Raw genomic sequence first — 20,264 nt, forward strand, 5'->3', positions numbered from 1 at the left:
TTTTAAAAGTAATGAGAAAAATTTACGCTTTTTTCTCTTCACAACTTGAAAGGTATTCGTCAAACGTACCCTGGAAGTCGATTACTTTTTTATCTTTAATATCAATGATACGCGTCGCTAATGACGATACAAACTCACGGTCATGGCTTACAAAAATTAGCGTACCTTCAAAGTCTTTAAGCGCATTGTTAAGCGCTTCAATGGCTTCCATATCCATGTGGTTAGTCGGTTCGTCCATTACCAGTACGTTAACGTCTTGCATCATTAACTTACCGAATAACAAACGGTTTTTTTCACCACCCGAACAGTTGCGCGCTTTTTTATTTGAATCGTCAGCTGTAAACAACAAACGACCCAGCATGCCGCGTACCATTAAATCGTTATGATTAACTGTGCGCCACTGCGACATCCAATCAAACAAGGTTAAATCGTTATCAAAATCTTTAGTGCTGTCTTGCGGGCAATAACCAAAGGTCGCATTTTCAGACCATTTAATTTCACCCTCTAAACTTTTAAGCTCGTTAACTAAACAACGTAAAAAAGTAGTTTTACCTACCCCGTTTTCGCCAATAACAGCAAGCTTAGCGCCAGCTTCTAGTAGTAGGTCGCCGCCAGTGAATAACTTTTCGCCATCAAAACCATGGCCAAGCTTGTTAACTTCAAGCGCTTGACGATACATTTTTTTACCTTCGTCAAACGAAAGCGATGGACTCATACGACTCGACGATTTAACTTCATCAAGTTTAATTTTATCCATTTTTTTTAGCGCGTGAACTTGCTTGTTTTGCTTTTGAAGCATTAGCACCAAAACGGTTAACAAAGTCTTGTAGCTCGTCAATTTCAGCGCTCTTTTTAGCATTTTCAGCTAAAAGTTGCTCGCGCTGCAGCCCTGCTGCTTCTAAAAACTTCTCGTAGTTACCAGGATAAATACGCAGCTCGCCATAATCTATATCGGCCATATGTGTACATACAGAGTTTAAAAAGTGACGGTCATGCGAAATAATAATCATCGTACATTTACGCTTGTTAAGCTCGTTGGCAAGCCACGTAATTGTATGAATATCCAAGTTATTGGTAGGCTCATCGAGTAGCAGTATGTCTGGGTTTGCAAATAACGCTTGTGCTAAAAGCACACGTAACTTCCAACCAGGTGCAACGTTTGCCATTAATCCATAATGAAATTCTTTATCGATACCCGCTTCTAGCAAAATTTCTTCAGCGCGGCTTTCTGCCGTGTAACCGTCCATTTCAGCAAATACGCTTTCAAGTTCAGCTACTTTCATACCATCGTCTTCGCTCATTTCTGGCAAAGAGTAAATACGTTCGCGTTCTTGCTTTACTTTCCAAAGCTCAACGTCACCCATAATTACAGCGTCTACAACGCTATACTCTTCAAAGGCAAACTGGTCTTGGCTTAGGTTACCTACTTTTAACCCTGGAGTAATAGATACATTACCCGCGCTTGGCACAAGCGCCCCGCTTAAAATCTTCATGAAAGTCGACTTGCCGCAACCGTTAGCGCCAATTAAACCGTAACGGTTACCGTTACCAAATTTAGCTGAAATGTTTTCAAACAACGGCTCTGCGCCAAACTGCATCGTAATATTTGCGGTGGAGATCAAAAAAGGTAATCCTAGATAAGTACTGACAGGAGTACGCTGCAGCAACACGCCACAAACAAGAACCAGACAATAGGGTAAATTAGCTGGCGAATTATACAGATCAGCCAAGAGGAAGGGAAGATAAAAGGCGCTTTAAATTAAAGCAAAAACAGATAGCGATAAGTGATTTTACAGCTCAAAACAGTTAATAAGTTTGGTAAATACGTTCTGTGGCCTTTTTATTTTTTTGAATTAATTGATTAATAACCGATAGTTCATCAAGCGTAACCGTTTTTTTACTCAGCATTAAATGCACAGGGGCTTTATTAAAAAATGCCATATTAGTAACCGGTTCAATATTTAATGATTGTTTCAAAAAAAACAGCCCCGACAAAGCGTCTTCAATCACAAAATCTACCCGCTGTTTATTAAGCATTTCAAAGCGTTTATCGGCAGTCGAAATAAGCACAACTTGCTTAGGATATGCTTTTTTAAGTTGCTCGAACTGCGCGCCATAATAACTACCTCGATTAACGGCAATACTAAAGCCTTGGCTAAATAGTTGTTCAATTGAACTTAAATTAGGGGAAAGCGTATTTTTATAAAGCAGCATAACCTCGTCACGGTAGCTTTGGCTAAAATACGCAAATTCGCTTCGTTTTTTAGTTTTAGTTGCCGCAAACATAATATCTATACGGCCTTGCTTTAACTCTTCTTGTGCGCGTAAAGAGCTAGGTAATACGCTAAATTTCAAGCAAAAAGGGGAGCCTTTAAACAACGTTTTTATAACGTTAATTTCAATACCCGACAACACCCCGTTTTTTAGCTCAACATAAGGTGGCCAGTAATTTTCATTTGTGCCAACTTCAAAAGTTTTATTACATGCGTGCGTATTAAAGGTACTTAACAGTAATACAGCAAAAACGACTATTATAGTTTTCATTACACTCCAATTAATTGCGCTTGCGGTTATAGCTGGCAATTAAACATTACTCAAATAGCGCCTTAAGTGCCGTTTGATTGTTTTTTATGTGTTTATTTATTACTTCAAGCTCTTCAACCGACACCGTATCTTTGCTTAGCATTAAATGTATTGCGTCTTTATTTATAAATTTGATATTTTTAACCGGTGCTAAGTTTGAGCTTCGTTTAATAAAATAAGCACTCGCTAGCTCATCTTCAATTGCAAAATCAATACGTTGCTTATTAAGCATTTCGAAGCGCTTGCTCACTGCGCTGGTGTACTCAATTTGTTTTTTATACGTTGTTTTATATTGTTCAAATTCTTCACCGTAATAACTACCAAAGTTAGCGCCTACAGTAAGGCCTTGTTTAAAAATATCTTCTAAGATATCAACATTGTGCTGGTTATTTTTGTTTTCGTATAAACGCATTACCTCCGTACGGTAACTTTCACTAAAATGAACATATTTAGCACGATTATCGGTATAGCTAGCCGCCCAGCCTAAATCAATTCGGCCATGTTTAAGCTCAACAAAAGCGCGCTTTGAATTAGGCAGTAATTCAACCTTAAAACAAAAAGGCGAGCCGGCAAATATAATGTTAAGTGCATCTACCTCTGCGCCTTGTAATTCACCATTAATACCTAACACATATGGCGGCCAAAATGCATCGTGCGATGCAACACTTAAAGTTCTTTCGCAAGCAAACACAGTAGGCGACACGTTAAAAATTAAGCAAATAAATAGGTTTATTAGTTTATTCATTACGCCTCTAATACAATTAATTATTGTTTGTTTTTAATACAGTATAAACTAGCTTGAGCATTTTAGTGCTGGGGTTGTGTAAAAATGTAAATAGCTCACTAAGCAGAGAAAGGTAGCTGAGCGTTTAAGTTTAACAATTGCACTTATTTTATAAACTTAAGAAAAAATATTGTTGCTAACTTTATCAATCGGTACACTACAAATAAATTTATGAATAGTAGAGCAAGTTATGTCGCCAACCAAAATACGTAACGATGTTGTAAAACTCAGTGAATTGAGCACTAAAAAACCAGATTATTACTTTATTCAGGGTTATTTAATGGGGTTGGGTGTATTACCACAAATGCTTAACCCTAGTGAGTGGCAACCAGATCTATTTGGAGATCTTAATGTTCAAAATGCGACTGAACTAAAATACTTAGAAAGCTTAATGGCTCTGTATAACCAGTGCATGGAAAAAGTAATTCAAAACGAATTAAAAATGCCTGCTAAGTGTAGCCTATCTAAACAAGATTACCGTGATTCACTAAAACCTAATATGCCCCTACCAAGTTACTGTAAAGGGGTTTTACAGGCGCTTAAACATATAAATAAACGCATGCTCGATGCAGAGCAAAAACAGGCTCTTAATAACCTAAACAGCGTTTTAAAAGCATTTTCTAATGAAAAAGCAGCAGCAAAAGAATTTGGTGAATTTGCCCAATATAACGCCCAAGAATATAAACGTAATTATGTTTATTTTATGGCCGACGCTATTTTTGAACTTCGATTTAGTAACGACCTAACTTTAAGTGACGAAGATGAGGCTGTATTTAACAACAGCTTTTTAGACGAAGAACCAAATGAGTTAGATGAGCTTGATGAATTACTTGGACTTGTACTCGCCGATACAGAGCTAAAAGCGCTTGAGCCAATGCAAATGTTGCTAGAAATCATGGAAGGTGGGCTTATAACTAAGCAATTTATTAAAGACAATGCTGGGCATTTTTGGGGACTACAAGAAACTCGCCCCTATATGATGCTTCGCGCGCATCGAGCAAAAATACACGCACTGCATGGTTATACCGTAAAAGCACAATCAGAACTCGAAGAGTTACTAAAGCTAAACCCAAACGATAATCAAGCAAACCGCTTTTTATTAATGAACTGCCTAATTATAAATAAAGAGTGGGAGAAGTTAGAGGCTTTATTAGCCGACTTTGACTTTCAAGAACTACACGCAACAGCAAGCCGTGCGCTAAGTGCTTTTGTAATGCATGGCGATTCAAAACCCGCAAACGATTACAAAAAAATGCTCCAGCAGCAAAATAAACACTTTACCAAAATACTCACCGGCCAAGAAAAACTAAAAGAACAACAGCCACCATATTACAGCCCAGGCAGTAAAGAAGAGGTGGGTGTTTACCTTGAGTCGTTAGGTAAACAGGCATGGATTTCGGTTTCCGCGAGTCTTTTTTGGCTAAGAAAAAAGTAATAACTAAACGCGTAAAAAGTGCTAAGCGTGATTTATGTCGCGCTTAGTACTCACATCAGCGCTTAATAATAACAGCGTATTAATTTAAAAATTTCTACTTATTAAACCTGTATTTAATGCACTTGTTCCTGTAGATTGAGCAAATAATGAATGCAATATTAACAGTGCCTTAGCTGTTAAACGATTAGCCAAGGAGCGGTGAGTCTCGTGTCAAACGCCACACTTACTTATTACGACCAAAATGCCAAAGCCTTTAGCGACTCAACACTAAACGTTGATATGTCGGCGCTTTATGCTGAGTTTTTACCGCACGTTGCACAACACGGGAGTATTTTAGATGCCGGTTGTGGCAGTGCACGCGATGCCGCATTTTTTAAAGCGCAGGGTTTCACTGTAAGTGCGTTTGATGCAAGCCCAGAGCTGGCAGAGTTGGCAAGCAGTTATTTACAACAACTTGTAGCGGTTAAAACATTCCAACAGCTAAATTGTGTAAATCAATACGACGGTATTTGGTGCTGCGCTAGTTTATTGCACGTTCCAAAAGCTGAGTTACCGCAGGTGTTTTTAAACCTACAAAATGCGCTTAAACCCAATGGTGTTTTGTATGTATCGTTTAAATATGGCGAGTCAGAGCGTGTGCATAATGGTCGTGAATTTACCGATTTAAACGAAAATGCTTTAACGCATTTACTTAGTCATACGCAGTTAAAAGCTATTAAACAATGGCAAAGCGTTGACAAGCGACCAGAGCGCGAAAGTGAAGTGTGGCTAAATGCGCTTATAAAAGTAGTGCACGTTTTATGATTGGAGCAATGCAGCAACAGCTCGACTTTATTGCTTATATTCAGCGCTTATTAGTTGAAGGTGATTTTAGTGCTACTTATAAGTTTGCACTTTTACATGCACTGGCTGATATTAGTATCGAAAAACATCACGCTGATCCACAAGCACAGTTACAAATAAAATTTGATGAATTAGTCGATAAATTTATTACTTTATATTGGCACCAAGCATCGCCATTTGGCGCAATTGGTAATAATAGAGAGCAACTACTTTTACAAAATACCAACTCTAATAAACAAGCCAAAATTATAACTACGCTTCATGATGCAAAATTAAATAATATTAATTCAATTAGCCAATTAAAAAAGAGCGACGGTTGGAAAAATATACGCAGCTCAACATTACAAACCATTAAAGAGGGCCCGCTATGGTTATTACAAAAATTAAATGGCAAAGAAGAGTGTTTTTTGTATCCCCATATTAAAGGCCAATCATACATCACCTTAAATGAAGATATTGCAGGCTGCTTTAGGCGTTTTTACGACTTAGTTGTTTATTTAGCAAAAAATGCATGGCTGCAAAAAATTCAAAGTATTAAGCATAATCAAGCCTTAATTGGCCCACAAAGCCAATTACACGAATTTTTATTCGGCTTTGATCGCAATGCACTGAGTAAGGCCAAGCCTGTGTTGATAGAGCTTCAGCACGGTAATTGTTTTTATTGCCAAAAACCGTTGAACAGTAAAACCGAGGTTGATCACTTTATACCGTTTTCTCGCTACGCAAATGATTTAGGTCATAACTTTGTGGCAGCACACAGCACCTGTAATAACAGTAAAAGTGACTTTTTAGCTGCGCAACTTCACCGCGAACGTTGGCAAGAACAAAATTTAGTGATTAATAACCAGCATTTAACAAATGAACTTAGTGATTACTTTAATTGCGATTCAGATAAGTCGCTTTCGGTTAGTGATTGGGCGTATCAGGTTGCACAGGCTAACAGTGCAAAGTTATGGGTAAAAAAGGGTTATTTTGAAGAAGCGGCTAGTTTTAAATATCAGCAACCAAGTACAGGGCTTGATTTAGTAGCGGAAGAAAAGCCAAGGTATGACGTGTAAGGCAGAATTTGTAGTTCGTGCTGTAGGCGGGAGTTTATCTCGCGCGAAAAGCGAAGCTTTTAAACTTCGGTGTAATTAATGTGTTGGTGCGATTTTATATCGCGCTCATAAATTGGTGTTTTGATGTGGGTTTAAAGGATTAAAAACCTCTATTCGAGGTTATATCGCGTTGGCGATGGCAACCAAAGGGCGGCATTTGAGAGATGTTTTGACATTGTACGAGGTAATTCGTCCATGAAGCTGGGTTCCTGTCAGCATCCATGCTTCCACTTCCTCGTGCTGCGAAGCTTCGCTTCGGTCACTCGTCACCCACGGCGCACCCGAGGATCACACTGTATCTTCAACTTACGTTAATGATGTGAATGTAACCAGCGTAGATAGGCCATCCATGGCCAAGCTACGCTTTGTACAGCATCCATGCTGTAAATTACTCATCATTAACAAAGTTTCAGGTGTGAACACGGGGAATTGGCGTGTGTTGGTAGATTGGTACTCATAGCAAAATATAGATATTTTAGATTCGAAGACATTAAGGTGAAAAATGAAAATATTTAAAACTAGATATGTAATTGGTTTTCTATTATTTTCTTCAGTGTGTTGTGCACAGCAGGATACTGAAGTTAAAATCAATAAAAGCGAAATTGATATAAAGACAAAGTATGAACAACTTGAAAAGCATTACCAGAGCTTAGAAACTCAACTTAAAAATTTACATCAATCTATTAATGTAATTCAAGCCAATAATACTGAAATTGCAAATCACACTAGCGGCCTAGCAATCGATTTAGTCAATAATAGGAAAAACATATCTCAAAATAAGCAGGATATTCAGCTGAATGTTTCACAAAATAGTTGGGGTAGTTTTTTACTTGCTTGTGTAGCCGTTATAGTCACTGTTTTGGGTGTCGGTATAGCATTACTGGCATTTTGGGGGTATAGAAATATAAAGACTGCATCTGTAGATGCTTCGGTAAAAGATTCAATCATGCAATCAGAAGCGGCTTTAACTTTGGCGATTGAAAATGGTGATTTTAATAATGTTATAAATTCTGCTGTTGAGAGAGCTGTATATAGAGGTATTTTGTCAACAGAAGACTTTCCTGATTACTCTGAGGATGCCTAATATGAAAGTTTGTCAAGAATGGTACAGGTTAACCGATGAACAAGTTAATATTATTCTTAGTTTTCAACGCGATTTCCCGGTTAAAGTAGGTGCAATTGCTAAGGCATTTAATATAGTCGTTAAAAGGTCAACTTTAAAGCCAGGGATTTCGGGGCAAATAAAAGAAGAAGATGGAGCAGTGTTAATTAAGATCAATCGACATGATTCTTTAGGTCGTCAACGCTTTACTTTAGCTCATGAAATTGCACATTTTTTACTTCATCGAGATAAATTGAAGGATGGAATAGAGGATACTATTTTGTTTAGGTCTGCTTTATCGGATAAATTAGAAGTTGAGGCAAATAGACTCGCAGCTGATATTGTGATGCCATTTTCTTTAATTGAAAGCATTGAATTTCCATCTAATACAAGATTGGAAGTTAAAACAGAATATTTGGCTAATCTTGCTGAACTATCAATACCTGCAATGGAAATACGACTAGGTAAAAAAGGGTTTTAATATGTTTACAAATTTCAAATATAAGTATTCCCCAATTTTATCTATTAGTCCATCAGAGCTTAACGCATTGAAAGAGCTTCCAAACAAAGATAAAGATTTAATTCTGCCGATATTCCCACTAAAGTCTTGGGCGACAACTAAAGAGTTGAGCAAGACCATTGAAAAAATAGAGTCGACGATTGGGAAAAATAACTATTGGATCGCTGATATTGATTATTCAGATTTAGCCAAGAGAGATAAGGCTAAATACAGGCAGGTACATTTTGAACTTGAAGAGCTTATTGATTCAAGCAATGGTTATAGAAATTGGTGTGACTTCATAAAAGAGCATGAAAACTGCATACCTTCTGTTCAACTGAAAGATTTAAGTGGGTTTGCTTATCAATTAAATACATTAGCTTCTTTGCAAAGAGGGGTGGTCGTTATAATTAAGCCTTTCGATATAGAATCAAAAGTAACTCAAAATATTTTACCGGAGCTTGTAAATATTCAAGACTTATTTATTGTCTTGGACTTAGAACAGATCACAAAAGCGCAAGTTGATGCAAAAGAAGATATAGCTAATTATTTAAGAGTTATACAACAAGCTTTACCAAATGCATTATTAAGCGTCTCATCAACGTCTTTTCCTGATGGCTTTGGTGGTTATTATCGAAGCGTAAATACTATTTATGAACGAGCATTATACAATAAGCTAAAAATAGACTTTCCAGACTTAATATATTCTGATCGTGGAAGTACAAGAGCTACGAAAATGAGTGGTGGCGCGGGAGTCCCACCACCTAGGATCGATTATTCATGTAAAGATGAGTGGAATTTTATTCGTATGGAGTTTAGCGATAATAATGCAAGCTTGCCTAGTGAACTTAAAAAAGAAGAAAAGAAAGAACTTTATACTTTAATTGCACAAAAGATAATGCTTGAGCCATATTGGGAGAGTGATTTAGGGCTGTGGGCTAATTACATAATAGAACTAACAAGTAAAGGAGATGACTACGGCATTAATAACGCAATGAAAGCAACGGCTGTTCGAATCAATAAACACCTACATACACAACTCCATTATGATGAAGTTGTGTATGTAGATGATACTGACGACGATTGGGTTGATTAATTAAGTGTTAAGTCAAAGAGTTCATTGACTTAATGTCATCTTTAAGAAGCTGTATATGAGAGTCGAAATCAAGCCAAAAGCTTTTAGCTCTATTAGCTTCTTCTTTTTGTACAGCTCTATCCCTGTGGTAACGACTCAAATAGCGAATGTGATTATTAGAGATACAATCATTACCAACCATTGTTAAAAAGTTACTGGATATTAGCGAGAATTTACGGTCAATCGTAGATAATACCCCTTTTCTTAAAGTGCTGTTAGGGATTGGTAATAGTGCATTTTCAAGAGAGCTACGGGAGTTGTTTGAGTCGATTTTAACTTGGGAAGCTAATTTTTTCATATCTACTACATCCATGAAATCTAAAAGCTTTGAGTTCTCAATTTTTTTTATTTAACTTTCCCCTTTTGATTACTTTTATTGTTGGTTTTTTTACTTCCCATAGCCCTATATTATCCGGCACTAGAACTTTCAATTTTTTAATGAATTTGGTATCAGCAACGACAATTACCTTATCAAAATATTTTTGATAAGTACTCAATTGACCATTAAGCCTTGTTAGAGAGTCCGCTTCACTTTTAATTTCAAAAGCGATTAGTTTACCTTCATGCAAAATTGCAAGATCTACTCGTCGAGCAAAGTTTCCTATTGTTAATTCATTCATCAACAATGTTTTTGAATTAATTGCTCTTTTAGCTTTTAAACGGTTCAATATTAGTGCTTTAATATCACTCTCAAGTAACCTTTCAGAACGACTCATCTATAAACTCATACTTACAATCACATCTTAGATTTTAGCATAGATTTGATCTTTGTTGAGCTATAAATATTGTTTGTAATGAGTGATGAGGTTTATATTTCTAAGACTTCTTTTTCTAATTCAATGATAGCTAAACGACAACTCTCAAATAGTTCGTCTAATTGTGTAAAGTCAAACCCATGTTCTGAAGCAGTTTCCTTCTTTAACTTTTGCCATTTTTTTAACTGACTTCGCCCACAATATTTAGCTATTTCGTAAATAGCATCATCTATATGCTGATTACTTTCTTTTGTCTACACGGCTCAACATTATTTTTGCTATACGCTCAAATAAAGCTTTTTCAATATCAGTTGGTAACCCCGTATTTGGTATGGCAAGGTTCGTTATTTGAGTCTTTGAAGTTTCAAATAGTTTTAAAAAATTGTCTCTCCCTCGGATTTTAAAAGCTAGGATTGGATTATCTTCGGCTAAGTCAGTTAATTTATCATTGAGTGCAGGTATTACGCTGTCAGTAAGGCTTTCTTCTATAGACGCTAGTTGCTCTGAAAGTTGCTTTTCTATAGATCGAAGATCAAAATTATCTATAGAGATACTTGATTCTTCAGGAGTAAATGAACTAAGTTTTTTGGCTGCATAATCGCAGTACTCTTTAGCAACTTCATCAATAGGTAAAGTTTTTAACTTAATAGCATGACGAACTTCTAGTAATAGGAATAATACTTTTTTCGCATTTCTTTTATCATCTCTTCGAGAGCGGTAAAAGAAAGCGAATGCACCTGTAGATGCAATTATTAAGGCTGTTGCAGCTGTAATTAGAGCTGCAATAATTTTGGTGTTTTGAAAAAAATCACTCATTTACAATCCTTTAATTTAAATTATCACCCAACCGCTAATTTCCCAGCCTCACGCCACATTTCACTTGGCATGGGGTTGGTTAACTCCCACGTTATATTCATTGGCTGACTGTCGTTGTGGCTTTGGTATTTAACCTCGCCGTAGTTTACAAACCCCATGGTTCGGCCATTTTCGTCTTTACCTTGTTCGCGCACAAATAACAGGATGGTTTTGCCTGTTTGCTGGTGCTGAATATAACTCAAACCTCGGCCATGTTCTGGGCGGGCGCTGTTTTGTGTTTGCCAATGGAACAGGATAGGGCTGATTGCGTAGTCGTGATATAGCGTGGTGGGCGAGTAGGTTTTTTCACACTTATTGAGTGTGACAAATAGCAGCTCTAGGTTTTGGTTTTTAAATTCTAGAACGCCTTCGCGTGCGGTCGATTTTTTATCAAACGAGTGCGCCCTAAATGCGGCGAGTATTTGTTGGCGTGTGTAGCGGCTGTGTAATTTTATTGCGTGATTAGGTAAGCACGCTAAATCGCTTTCTTGCTGTTGAATGCGGTTTATTAATAGCGTAATTACTTGAGCAAGTTCGTGCTGTAGCTCTTTGTGTTTAAGTGCTTGTAAGCTTTGTTCAAGGGTTTTAAACCCTAAACTTGTGCCTGTGCTATCCCAAAAATTGTAATGCGCCATAATGGCGTACTGTTGGTTTTGTGGTGTTGGGGCAAAGCTAAAGTCGTTATTACATAAATCACGTAGAAAGCATAAGTAACTGAGTGAGTCGCAGCCGAGTAATTGAGTGTTTATAGCGCGGTAATACGCGGCGTAAATGTTGGCTTGTTTTGCGGGTATTTCATCGCCTTTTAACCAGTGCCAGCCGCCGAGTCTACCGTCTTTTGGTTTGTATATATCTTCAAGCGTAACTTGTGGGTTTATGCGCAAAAAGTTACTTAGCGTAAGCGCGTCATTAGTATGTTGCGAATAGCTATTTATAAGCTGTTGTAAACGGCGTTTAGAGTTTATAGCTCGCTGAATATTTTTTAATATTGTTTGTTGTGTACGTTTTTGTAGCTCTATACGACAACCTAGTGGTAAATGCGGGAAGTTGTTTTCGATTTCGGTTTTTATTGGCTGGTTACTTTTACCAATGAGAGCGCGAAACTTACTGGCAAAGTCGTATTCTGGGCGAGCATTACCTACAAAGTCGAGCACGGTACAGCATTGCTTTTGGCTGTTGTCGGGTAAACGCAAACCACGGCCTAGTTGCTGCAAAAACAGCGTTAGGCTTTCAGTTGGGCGTAAAAACAGTAAAGTATCGACTTCTGGAATATCGACACCTTCGTTGAAAATATCAACCACGCAAAGTATTTGTATTTCGCCTTGGCGCAGTGCTTGTTGTTTGGCTGCACGCTCATTGGTGTTTTTGCTGGTGAGTACATCGGTGTTTATGCCTGCTAAGTTAAACTTTTTAGCCATAAATTCAGCGTGTTTTTGGCTTACGCAAAACGCGAGTGCTTTAATAGCGTGAACATTGGTAACTATATCAGCAAGGCTCGATATAATTTTGTTAGCGCGGCTGTTCTCGCCTGTATAAAGGTTACTTAGCTCGCTTATATCGTAACGGCCGCCTCGCCATGTTATTTGGCTTAGGTCGGTGTCGTCATCTAGTCCAAAGTATTGAAACGGGCATAAATGGCGTTGATTTATTGCCTCTGGTAAGCGAATTTCAGCGGCTATTACTCCGCAAAAATCATCGAGTATATTTGCGCCATCTTGTCGCTCTGGTGTGGCGGTTAAGCCAAGTAATATTGCGGGCGTAAAGTAGCTTAAAATGGTGCGATAACTGGCAGCGCTTACGTGATGTACTTCGTCTATCACTATGTAGTCGTAGTAATCGTGAGTTAAATTGAGCGATTCAATTTGGCTGTTAAGCGTTTGGATTGATGCAAATAATTGATTGTAGCGCTGTGGTTTGTAGTTACCTACCCACAGCTCACCAAAGTCGTTATTTTTAAGCACTCCACGGTAAGCGCTTTGCGCTTGTTTTAGTATTTCTTCACGGTGGGCTACAAACAAAAAGTGTGCGTTTGGGTTTTTATCGTAAACAGTTTTAAAGTCGAACGCCGATATGATGGTTTTACCCGTGCCGGTTGCAGCCACTACTAAGTTTTTAAAACGATTATGTACGCTGCGCTCAGCACTTAGCTTTTCTAAAATAGCGAGCTGATGCGTTTTTGGTGTTATATCAAAATAAAACTGGCTGCTTGATTGCCCAACACCGCGTTGCTCGTTAAGTGAATTAATGAGCTTTTCTTTACACTCAACAGCGCCTGTAAATAGCTCGAAATCTTTTGATTCCCAGTAGGTTTCAAACGTACTTTTGGTTTTAGCTATTATGTGCGGGATTTCTTGCGCGGTAATTTTTAAGTTCCATTCGAGGCCGCTGGTAAGCGCCGAATGCGATAAGTTAGACGAGCCAATATAGCCTGTATGAAAACCCGTATTGCGTATAAATAAATATGACTTTGCGTGTAAGCGCTCTTGCTGATTGTTATAACTTAGCTTTACTTCGGTATTTGGTAGGTTTGCTAAAAACTCAACGGCTTTAGCATCCGTTGCGCCCATATACGAAGTTGTAATAACTTTGAGTTTATTACCGCTTTTGGTAAATGCTTCAAGCTCATTTTTAAAAATGCGCAGCCCTGTCCATTTTATAAATGAGACAAGCCAATAAATAGTGTCGGACGATTTAATTTCGCGCTTTAGCTCGGTTTCGAGCGATATACCTGCATTAGCACCGCTAAATAATTCGCTTTGCGTAAGGCCTGTGAGTGGGAATATATCGCTTGAGTAATCTTTAAGGTTGGCGGCAATAGGGTTTTGGGTATTAAATAGCGCGGTAAGTATTCGGCCTTGGCTGTCGATAAGGTTTTCGTTAATTAGCTCGTCATCGCAAATATGATCTTTAAGCCAAAGTACAAGGCTGTTAGCTAGGCTAATTTGTTCTTGTAGGCGCTCGTTTGAGTTAGGAATGGCATCGATTGCATGCGTTACAAGTTTACTTAAAAAGCGTGAAAGCCAAGTTGCCGCTTCGGCCGTTTCAAGCTGGCGCTCGCCCACATAAAACTGATCACGATTTAGGTTTTGCTTAATTACTTGCGTAATTAACTGCTCGTAAATACCAATTTGCTGCATTAAAACCACTCCCTGTTTGCGAGTGGTTAGTTTACTTAAATACGGTATAGCTACAAGTAATAATTGACTAAGTTACTAGTAATTAAGTACAAACGTGTGAGTTAAGTATTAGCCGAGAGAGTAATTAAATGATGATGCTAAGAAGTTATCCCCTTTCGACTTCACCTGCAAACACATAATTAATGAGTAATTACCTCGCATGGATTCGAGGGAAGTGATGCTTTCATGGCGTTTACGTCCATATTGATTTTTGTGTTTAAAGATAAGTGAAATTGAGGGGGGCGTGTGATTCCAAGGGGGGACTGGCGCTTGTCTTTTTTTGGTTGCCATCGCCAATGCGATATAAGTAAATTATTTTAAAAGCTTCGCTTTTCGCGCGAGCAAGCTGAGCGCCTACAGCAAATTTTAAGGCTGCTGCTAAGAAAATTTCATTGAGAGTACCCTCGACATTTAATTAGTTTATTACAATTTTTTAATGTATAAATCATATTCTGCAATAAGGTCTTAATAGGAAAAAAAGGAATAAATATGGATATAGGGATTAAGAAGGAACAGCTGCTAGGCATAGCTACACAACAATTTGGTCATTTATATAACCGCTTTGGTGAGGGGATTTATAGCTCGCATGAAACCTTAAAAAAAGGAGATGTGTATTTATTAGGTTTAAACCCGGGTGGATCTGGTGAATGCAAGTTAGGTAATTTTATGGCAGATACACTAGTTCGCACGAGTAATGCTTTTTTAGATGAAGAATGGGAAAAACCCAAAAAGAAATCGACTTCTAAGCAAGGCAACAATAAATATGCAAAAGGATCCGCTCCACTTCAAAAGCGAATTCAAGGTTTACTTGAAGGACTGGACCAAAGTGTGGCTGATGTATGTGCTAGCAATTTAATTTTTACCACTTCAAAATCATCATCTCACGAAGATTATAACTTTGGCTTTGCAGGTACTTTTTGGCCTTTTCATCAAGCTGTTATAGAAATAGTGAGACCAAAAGTAATCATCACTTTTGGAAATGGCAAACTTCACTCACCGTTTGGCTTTTTAAAATCGATGTACTGTGATGAAAGTAATTTAAATACTTTTGAAACCATTCCAGCAGAGCATGGAGAGAGGCAATGTTATGGTTTTAAAGCTGATATTAATGGTAGGTCAACTGCAATAATAGGCTTGCCGCATTTAAGTTACTATAGCCCAAACAAAGAGCCTATTTTAAAATGGATGAAAGAATTTTCAGGTATATAAAGCTGTTGAAATAATGTATTTCAATAATGAACACATGGCGCTATGCGCCCCTTGGTTGCCATCGCCAACGCGATATTTGTAAATTATTTTAAAAGCTTCGCTTTTCGCGCGAGCAAGCTGAGCGCCTACAGCCAATTTTAAGGCTGCTGCTTAGGCAATTCTCCCCCCTTTCGACTTCACCTGCAAACACATAATTAATGAGTAATTACCTCGCATGGATTCGAGGGAAGTGATGCTTTCATCACGTTTACGTCCATATTGATTTTGTTTTTGAAGATAAGTGAAATTTAGGGGGCCGTGTGATTCCAAGGGGGGACTGGCGCTATGCGCCTCTTGGTTGCCAACGCGATATTCTGAAATCAACGTCATCAATATCATCAGGTTCATAATTAAACTTAATATAGGGTATTAAGGAATCCTATTGCAAAGCCTCGAAATTTATCAATCATAATAAAAAAACCTAAGGATCAACTTATGTTTTGAATTGATTTTTGAATCGTAGGAATATAGAGTGAACCTAAATTAGGAAATTTAAAAGGATTTTGATATGTTAAAAGTACACGTCTGGTTACCTCACGGAAGTATGGTTGGTCATGCTTCAATTTCATTTGGTACTACTTACATTAGCTTTTGGCCAGCTGATGATGCTGGTAAGAAAGATTTAAAAATAAAGCGACGCCGTCCAGGGCACTTTATGCAAGCTTTAGAGTTTGATATTGAAAGTGAGGGTAACCGCCGTCCAATAACGGTTACTATTTCAGACGCTAACACTAGTGCCCTAGAAGATTACGTTGTTTCTTTGATGGAAAACATACCACAATACCAACTAGCTAAATTCAATTGTTCAAATGTTGTTGCGGATTGCTTAAAAGTAGCCTGTGATAAAGAGCCTAGTTTTAAACCTAATGCCGGTGCATATGGTAAATTAGCAAGAACATTAGGGGGGGGGCATATGGACACCCCATGAAGTATTACGTTACGCTAAGGAACTTGCAGAAACGGAAAATGCATAGACATGAAAATTATTTATGAGCCCCGCTTTAATTATCAATTAGGATTACTAAAATACTTGCACCCGTTTGATGGTGAGAAGTTTGCAAAAGTAATTACAGAGCTTGATAGCTTAAATATTGAAATAATCCATCCAATGGAGCCTGTTTCATCTGTCGTGATCAATGAATACCTCAATGAATTAATGAGAAAGTTGGTTTTAAGTAAAACGCTTGTATTTAGGGCTTTGGAAGTTCCTAAAATTCCTTTTGTTAGCTTTAATTTTCTCGATAATAAAATTTTGTTACCTATGCGCTTAGCTGTTGCGGGAACTTTACTTGGGGCTGAAAGGGCATTGGGCTCTGGCGATATTATGTGGAATTTATCAGGGGGCTTTCACCACGCTAGCAACGTTAATATGGAAGGCTTTTGTATTTATAATGATATTGGAATTAGCTATCAACAATTACGTAAGAATGGTCAATTAAGTGAAACTGATAAAGTATTGATTATAGATGTTGATGCGCATCACGGTAACGGTAATGCCTATTCTTTCAAAGACAATGAAAATATCCATTTATTAGATGTATATAATGCAGATATTTATCCAACCTCTGATTTTACGCGTAACAGAGTCAATTTTCCCGTTCCATTGAAAAGTGGTGTTGAAGGCCATGAATATTTAGATAAGTTAAATCAAGCACTCAAGTTAGTAAAAGCTGATTATGCCCTAGCATTTGTTATTGCCGGAACAGATGTGTTGGCTATTGATAAATTAGGTGGTTTTAAACTTACCGTTAAAGATGTTGCTGAACGGGAGAAATTCATACTTTCTCACTTGAAAAGCCTTGAAATACCAACTGTTGTCACTGGTGGCGGAGGGTATTCTAAACAAAGTGCTTTAGCTATAACTGCTGCGATTAAGGCATGCTCAGTACTATAAAATACAAATCCAACTAATATCTTTGATTTTGTTACTATTTTACAAGATACTAAAGCCTTTCATTCATTATTCAGATTTTCTAATATAAGTTTTTGTCACAATCTTTAAAACATAATTATCTGGAGTCGACAATGGTTTTTATGGGGGGCCTATAAGCACCAACTCAAGCAGGGAATTACTTGCAGTAAAACTTATCTGTATATCAGATCAATATTTGGTTGCCATCGCCAACGCGATATTTGTAAATTATTTTAAAAGCTTCGTTTTTCGCGCGAGCAAGCTTTGCGCCTACAGCAAATTTTAAGGCCGGTGCTTAGGCAATTCTCCCCCTTTAGACTTCACCTGCAAACACATAATTAATGAGTAATTACTTCGCATGGATTCGAGGTAAGTGATGCTTTCATCGCGTTTACGTCCATATTAATTTTGTGTTTAAAGATAAGTGAAATTTAGGGTGCCGTGTGATTCCAAGAAGAGACTGGCGCTTGTCTTTCTTTGGTTGCCGCTAGCAATCAGGCAAACACTCGAATGAATTATTTACAATTTTGTAAGTAAAAATCAAGGTGCGAAATAAGTTTCTGCCGATAATTTAAAGACTACGCTTTTATGGCCAAAAACATTAGGATATGTAAATTTAACTTACTATTAACTACTTTGAAAAATAAGAAACAATACAAAGGCAAAGCATCATTCCTGTGACTGAAATCAAGTGGACTACGCCTATTACTTTGTCAATTGGACGTGAGTACTTGGCTACAAAACGTCCATCAAACATCGGAGTTGGTATACGGGAGCGTTCAAAAAACATCGAAAATATATAAAATGACACACTAGCGCCAATGCCTTTATCCCAACTGGGGGGAAGCACACCATCTTTTTCCATATTTTTATTAATATGTTTGACTGAAATTCTCGAAAATAAAATGCCGGAGGCAAAAGTACCTATCATAAATACGATCAGAGAATATCCAGCTAAATGAGCAGCAGGCATTTAAAAAGTCCCTTCAAATATAGGTTTTCTGTCGTATATGTTTTCAGAAGTTTTTTTCATAAAATTATTCATTTTAATACTTGCTGTAAAACCGACATATAACCCTACACCTATAGCAATAACCCATCCATAAGGAGTTAGCATAAGTAAAGAGCTTAGTGCTGTGGTAGTAATTGAACCGACAAAAATACCAGATGCAGTAGAGGCTCCAAAGCTGGCCAATTCAGTTGATAGACTTCTTTGCCAGTCGCCACCATTTTTGTAATTGTTGTAAACCGAGTTTGCTCTAAAAGCGCCATCGAGTAAGATCATTCCATTACCAAGCCAACGTCCTGTGTTTTCAATATATTTAATTTTTCTAAATTCTGCGGTGCTACTTATATCTAATTTAGTGGAGTGTCTGGCACTTTTAGCTATGTGAACACCACGATTAGGATTAGACCAAACCGTACCTCTGCGACTTGCACGGTTAGTATTCATAAAGCGTTGTAGTTCAGCTTGATATTTAACTTGAAGCTCTTTAAATAGTCCAAGAGCTTTTTGCTCTAAAGCGACCATGTGGTATTTAGGCATGCCTGACTTATGTGCGGCCCGTATATCTTTTAAAGATGCTTCATATTTACCCGCTAAAGTAACAAATTTTGAACTGCGAGCTTCTATTGATGTGGCGCCTGAACCAACAATACCATGTGTGTTGTTTGCTAAAAATGGTATAACTTGAGCTTGAAAGTCAGAAATAGCAAGTAATGTTTCGCTGCCAAAATCTCGCAGCATTCCAGCTATGTTTCTTCTTGATTGTGCTGATAAAAGCGCAAATTGATTGACTATATTTTTTTGTTCTGTTGTAGGAGCGGTTAAAGAGTCAGTGTATTCTTTGCGCCAAATATATGGTGTACCTGAGGTGATTACTTTACTTTTTATGTGATTGTTATCTTGTGAGAAAGTATTGTTTTTATCAGTTTTACATTTTACTACTTCTGCAGTAACTGCATCCAAGCAGATTCTAATTTCTAGAGCCATGATCAGTATCCTTACTTTTCAATTGTTTAAAAAAGACTAATGATTTTTAATTAAGTAGTCAATACATAATTGCTTTTCACTTAGTAAGAGTAAAGCAATTGTGGTTGCTAATGTTATATGAAATTCAATAAGCTACCCTTCCTACGAGAGCAAGTAGGGTGCCTACAGCAAATATTTAAAGACTGAAGCCCTGGTAATCATCCCCTTCAACTTCACCTGCAAACACATAATTAATGAGTAATTACCTCGCATGGCGGAATTTTGTTCCCGACAAATTCCAAGTGCCTAAATCCCTTTAGGCAATGCGAAGGAAAGCGATGCTTGCAAATGGGTGAAAAACGTAGTTTTGAACGAGAGGGTAGAGATATCCGAACTGGGCAGCGTACAGGGATGTGAAAGTGATGCTTTCATGGCGTTTACGCTCATAATAATTTTGTGTTTAAAGATAAGTGAAATTGAGGGGGCTGTGTGATTCCAAAGAGATACCGGCGCTTGTCTTTTTTTGGTTGCCGTCGCCAATGCGATATAAGTAAATTATTTTAAAAGCTTCGCTTTTCGCGCGAGCAAGCTTTGCGCCTACAGATGTATGAGTGAGCTTTGTTTAAAACCAAAAGCGCGATGTAAAATCGCACCTACGCTTTTGTTGAGTGCGGTGTTTAAATTAATGTAGGTGAGGTTTTATACCTCGCATTGTGTTTAGGCGTGTACAAGGTTGCAGCGAATAAACCCATCTACAAATTAAAAGCCAAAGCGCGATGTAAAATCGCACCTACGCTTTGTTGAGCGCGGTGTTTGCATTGTTGTAGGTGAGGTTTTATACCTCGCATGGTGTTTAGGCGTGTACAAA

17 protein-coding genes and 1 pseudogene are annotated in these 20,264 nt (G+C 37.7%); 9 read left to right on the plus strand and 9 right to left on the minus strand.

The genetic code is table 11. The features are described from left to right. Positions 1-22: 22 nt before the first annotated feature. The 3 genes and pseudogenes from P20495_RS20655 to P20495_RS08195 form a co-directional block, all read right to left on the minus strand. A pseudogene (locus P20495_RS20655) lies at positions 23-1,622 on the minus strand (ABC-F family ATPase). A gap of 184 nt (positions 1,623-1,806) precedes the next feature. Next, positions 1,807-2,544 carry an ABC transporter substrate-binding protein gene (locus P20495_RS08200; protein WP_008136841.1) on the minus strand — a complete coding sequence of 246 codons (738 nt, stop codon included), beginning with the start codon at positions 2,542-2,544 and terminating at the stop codon, positions 1,807-1,809. A 46-nt stretch (positions 2,545-2,590) separates the two neighbouring features. Further along, a complete protein-coding gene (locus P20495_RS08195) occupies positions 2,591-3,328 on the minus strand; it encodes an ABC transporter substrate-binding protein (RefSeq protein WP_008136842.1) in 738 nt (245 codons plus the stop codon). Between the two features lie 229 nt (positions 3,329-3,557). Between P20495_RS08195 and P20495_RS08190 the strand changes: the two genes are divergently transcribed. From P20495_RS08190 to P20495_RS08165, 6 genes are all read left to right on the plus strand, one after another. Continuing rightward, positions 3,558-4,802, plus strand: coding sequence for a UPF0149 family protein (locus tag P20495_RS08190; RefSeq protein ID WP_008136843.1), 1,245 nt, complete (start codon positions 3,558-3,560; stop codon positions 4,800-4,802). A gap of 207 nt (positions 4,803-5,009) precedes the next feature. Continuing rightward, complete coding sequence (locus P20495_RS08185; protein ID WP_008136844.1) at positions 5,010-5,606, plus strand: bifunctional 2-polyprenyl-6-hydroxyphenol methylase/3-demethylubiquinol 3-O-methyltransferase UbiG; 597 nt, start codon at positions 5,010-5,012, stop codon at positions 5,604-5,606. Then, positions 5,603-6,703, plus strand: coding sequence for an HNH endonuclease (locus P20495_RS08180; RefSeq protein WP_008136845.1), 1,101 nt, complete (start codon positions 5,603-5,605; stop codon positions 6,701-6,703). The genes P20495_RS08185 and P20495_RS08180 overlap by 4 nt, the downstream gene beginning before the upstream one ends. A gap of 541 nt (positions 6,704-7,244) precedes the next feature. Beyond that, positions 7,245-7,826 (plus strand): hypothetical protein, encoded by a 582-nt coding sequence (locus P20495_RS08175; protein ID WP_008136846.1) that lies wholly within the window; start codon positions 7,245-7,247, stop codon positions 7,824-7,826. 1 nt (position 7,827) lies between these two features. Next, positions 7,828-8,325, plus strand: coding sequence for an ImmA/IrrE family metallo-endopeptidase (locus tag P20495_RS08170; protein ID WP_008136847.1), 498 nt, complete (start codon positions 7,828-7,830; stop codon positions 8,323-8,325). A gap of 1 nt (position 8,326) precedes the next feature. After that, positions 8,327-9,439, plus strand: coding sequence for a hypothetical protein (locus P20495_RS08165; RefSeq protein WP_008136848.1), 1,113 nt, complete (start codon positions 8,327-8,329; stop codon positions 9,437-9,439). A 7-nt stretch (positions 9,440-9,446) separates the two neighbouring features. On the opposite strand, the gene P20495_RS21345 is transcribed toward P20495_RS08165, so the two are convergent. The 4 genes from P20495_RS21345 to P20495_RS08155 form a co-directional block, all read right to left on the minus strand. Next, entirely contained in the window at positions 9,447-9,776 is a 330-nt protein-coding gene (locus P20495_RS21345) for a hypothetical protein (protein WP_138950678.1), read from the minus strand. A gap of 37 nt (positions 9,777-9,813) precedes the next feature. Beyond that, entirely contained in the window at positions 9,814-10,194 is a 381-nt protein-coding gene (locus P20495_RS21350; protein WP_008136849.1) for a sce7726 family protein, read from the minus strand. A gap of 279 nt (positions 10,195-10,473) precedes the next feature. Then, a complete protein-coding gene (locus tag P20495_RS08160; protein WP_008136850.1) occupies positions 10,474-11,049 on the minus strand; it encodes a hypothetical protein in 576 nt (191 codons plus the stop codon). 23 nt (positions 11,050-11,072) lie between these two features. Next, positions 11,073-14,225, minus strand: a complete 3,153-nt coding sequence (locus tag P20495_RS08155; protein WP_008136851.1) for a DUF3427 domain-containing protein — start codon at positions 14,223-14,225, stop codon at positions 11,073-11,075. Between the two features lie 528 nt (positions 14,226-14,753). On the opposite strand from P20495_RS08155, the gene P20495_RS08150 reads away from it, so the two are divergent. The 3 genes from P20495_RS08150 (at position 14,754) to P20495_RS08140 (ending at position 17,406) form a co-directional block, all read left to right on the plus strand. Continuing rightward, positions 14,754-15,473 carry a hypothetical protein gene (locus P20495_RS08150; RefSeq protein WP_008136853.1) on the plus strand — a complete coding sequence of 240 codons (720 nt, stop codon included), beginning with the start codon at positions 14,754-14,756 and terminating at the stop codon, positions 15,471-15,473. A 547-nt stretch (positions 15,474-16,020) separates the two neighbouring features. Continuing rightward, a complete protein-coding gene (locus P20495_RS08145; protein ID WP_138950680.1) occupies positions 16,021-16,440 on the plus strand; it encodes a hypothetical protein in 420 nt (139 codons plus the stop codon). Between the two features lie 48 nt (positions 16,441-16,488). Next, on the plus strand, positions 16,489-17,406 hold the full coding sequence (locus tag P20495_RS08140; RefSeq protein ID WP_008136856.1) for a histone deacetylase: 918 nt from the start codon (positions 16,489-16,491) through the stop codon (positions 17,404-17,406). A 649-nt stretch (positions 17,407-18,055) separates the two neighbouring features. On the opposite strand, the gene P20495_RS20665 is transcribed toward P20495_RS08140, so the two are convergent. Together P20495_RS20665 and P20495_RS08135 are read right to left on the minus strand one after the other, a co-directional pair. Beyond that, positions 18,056-18,397, minus strand: coding sequence for a hypothetical protein (locus tag P20495_RS20665; protein ID WP_033015963.1), 342 nt, complete (start codon positions 18,395-18,397; stop codon positions 18,056-18,058). Next, a complete protein-coding gene (locus tag P20495_RS08135; RefSeq protein WP_008136860.1) occupies positions 18,398-19,417 on the minus strand; it encodes a hypothetical protein in 1,020 nt (339 codons plus the stop codon). It lies immediately after the preceding gene. Between the last annotated feature and the right edge of the window lie 847 nt (positions 19,418-20,264).

It is taken from the genome of Pseudoalteromonas sp. BSi20495, assembly GCF_000241185.1.
GTDB classification, from domain to species: domain Bacteria; phylum Pseudomonadota; class Gammaproteobacteria; order Enterobacterales; family Alteromonadaceae; genus Pseudoalteromonas; species Pseudoalteromonas fuliginea.

Coding starts and splice junctions, on each gene's coding strand:
- P20495_RS08155 (WP_008136851.1), bottom strand. CDS start 14,225: ATGCAGCAAATTGGTATTTACGAGCAGTTAATTACGCAAGTAATTAAG.
- P20495_RS08140 (WP_008136856.1), top strand. CDS start 16,489: ATGAAAATTATTTATGAGCCCCGCTTTAATTATCAATTAGGATTACTA.
- P20495_RS21350 (WP_008136849.1), bottom strand. CDS start 10,194: ATGAGTCGTTCTGAAAGGTTACTTGAGAGTGATATTAAAGCACTAATA.
- P20495_RS20665 (WP_033015963.1), bottom strand. CDS start 18,397: ATGCCTGCTGCTCATTTAGCTGGATATTCTCTGATCGTATTTATGATA.
- P20495_RS08195 (WP_008136842.1), bottom strand. CDS start 3,328: ATGAATAAACTAATAAACCTATTTATTTGCTTAATTTTTAACGTGTCG.
- P20495_RS08150 (WP_008136853.1), top strand. CDS start 14,754: ATGGATATAGGGATTAAGAAGGAACAGCTGCTAGGCATAGCTACACAA.
- P20495_RS21345 (WP_138950678.1), bottom strand. CDS start 9,776: ATGAAAAAATTAGCTTCCCAAGTTAAAATCGACTCAAACAACTCCCGT.
- P20495_RS08135 (WP_008136860.1), bottom strand. CDS start 19,417: ATGGCTCTAGAAATTAGAATCTGCTTGGATGCAGTTACTGCAGAAGTA.
- P20495_RS08180 (WP_008136845.1), top strand. CDS start 5,603: ATGATTGGAGCAATGCAGCAACAGCTCGACTTTATTGCTTATATTCAG.
- P20495_RS08170 (WP_008136847.1), top strand. CDS start 7,828: ATGAAAGTTTGTCAAGAATGGTACAGGTTAACCGATGAACAAGTTAAT.
- P20495_RS08190 (WP_008136843.1), top strand. CDS start 3,558: ATGTCGCCAACCAAAATACGTAACGATGTTGTAAAACTCAGTGAATTG.
- P20495_RS08175 (WP_008136846.1), top strand. CDS start 7,245: ATGAAAATATTTAAAACTAGATATGTAATTGGTTTTCTATTATTTTCT.
- P20495_RS08145 (WP_138950680.1), top strand. CDS start 16,021: ATGTTAAAAGTACACGTCTGGTTACCTCACGGAAGTATGGTTGGTCAT.
- P20495_RS08165 (WP_008136848.1), top strand. CDS start 8,327: ATGTTTACAAATTTCAAATATAAGTATTCCCCAATTTTATCTATTAGT.
- P20495_RS08200 (WP_008136841.1), bottom strand. CDS start 2,544: ATGAAAACTATAATAGTCGTTTTTGCTGTATTACTGTTAAGTACCTTT.
- P20495_RS08160 (WP_008136850.1), bottom strand. CDS start 11,049: ATGAGTGATTTTTTTCAAAACACCAAAATTATTGCAGCTCTAATTACA.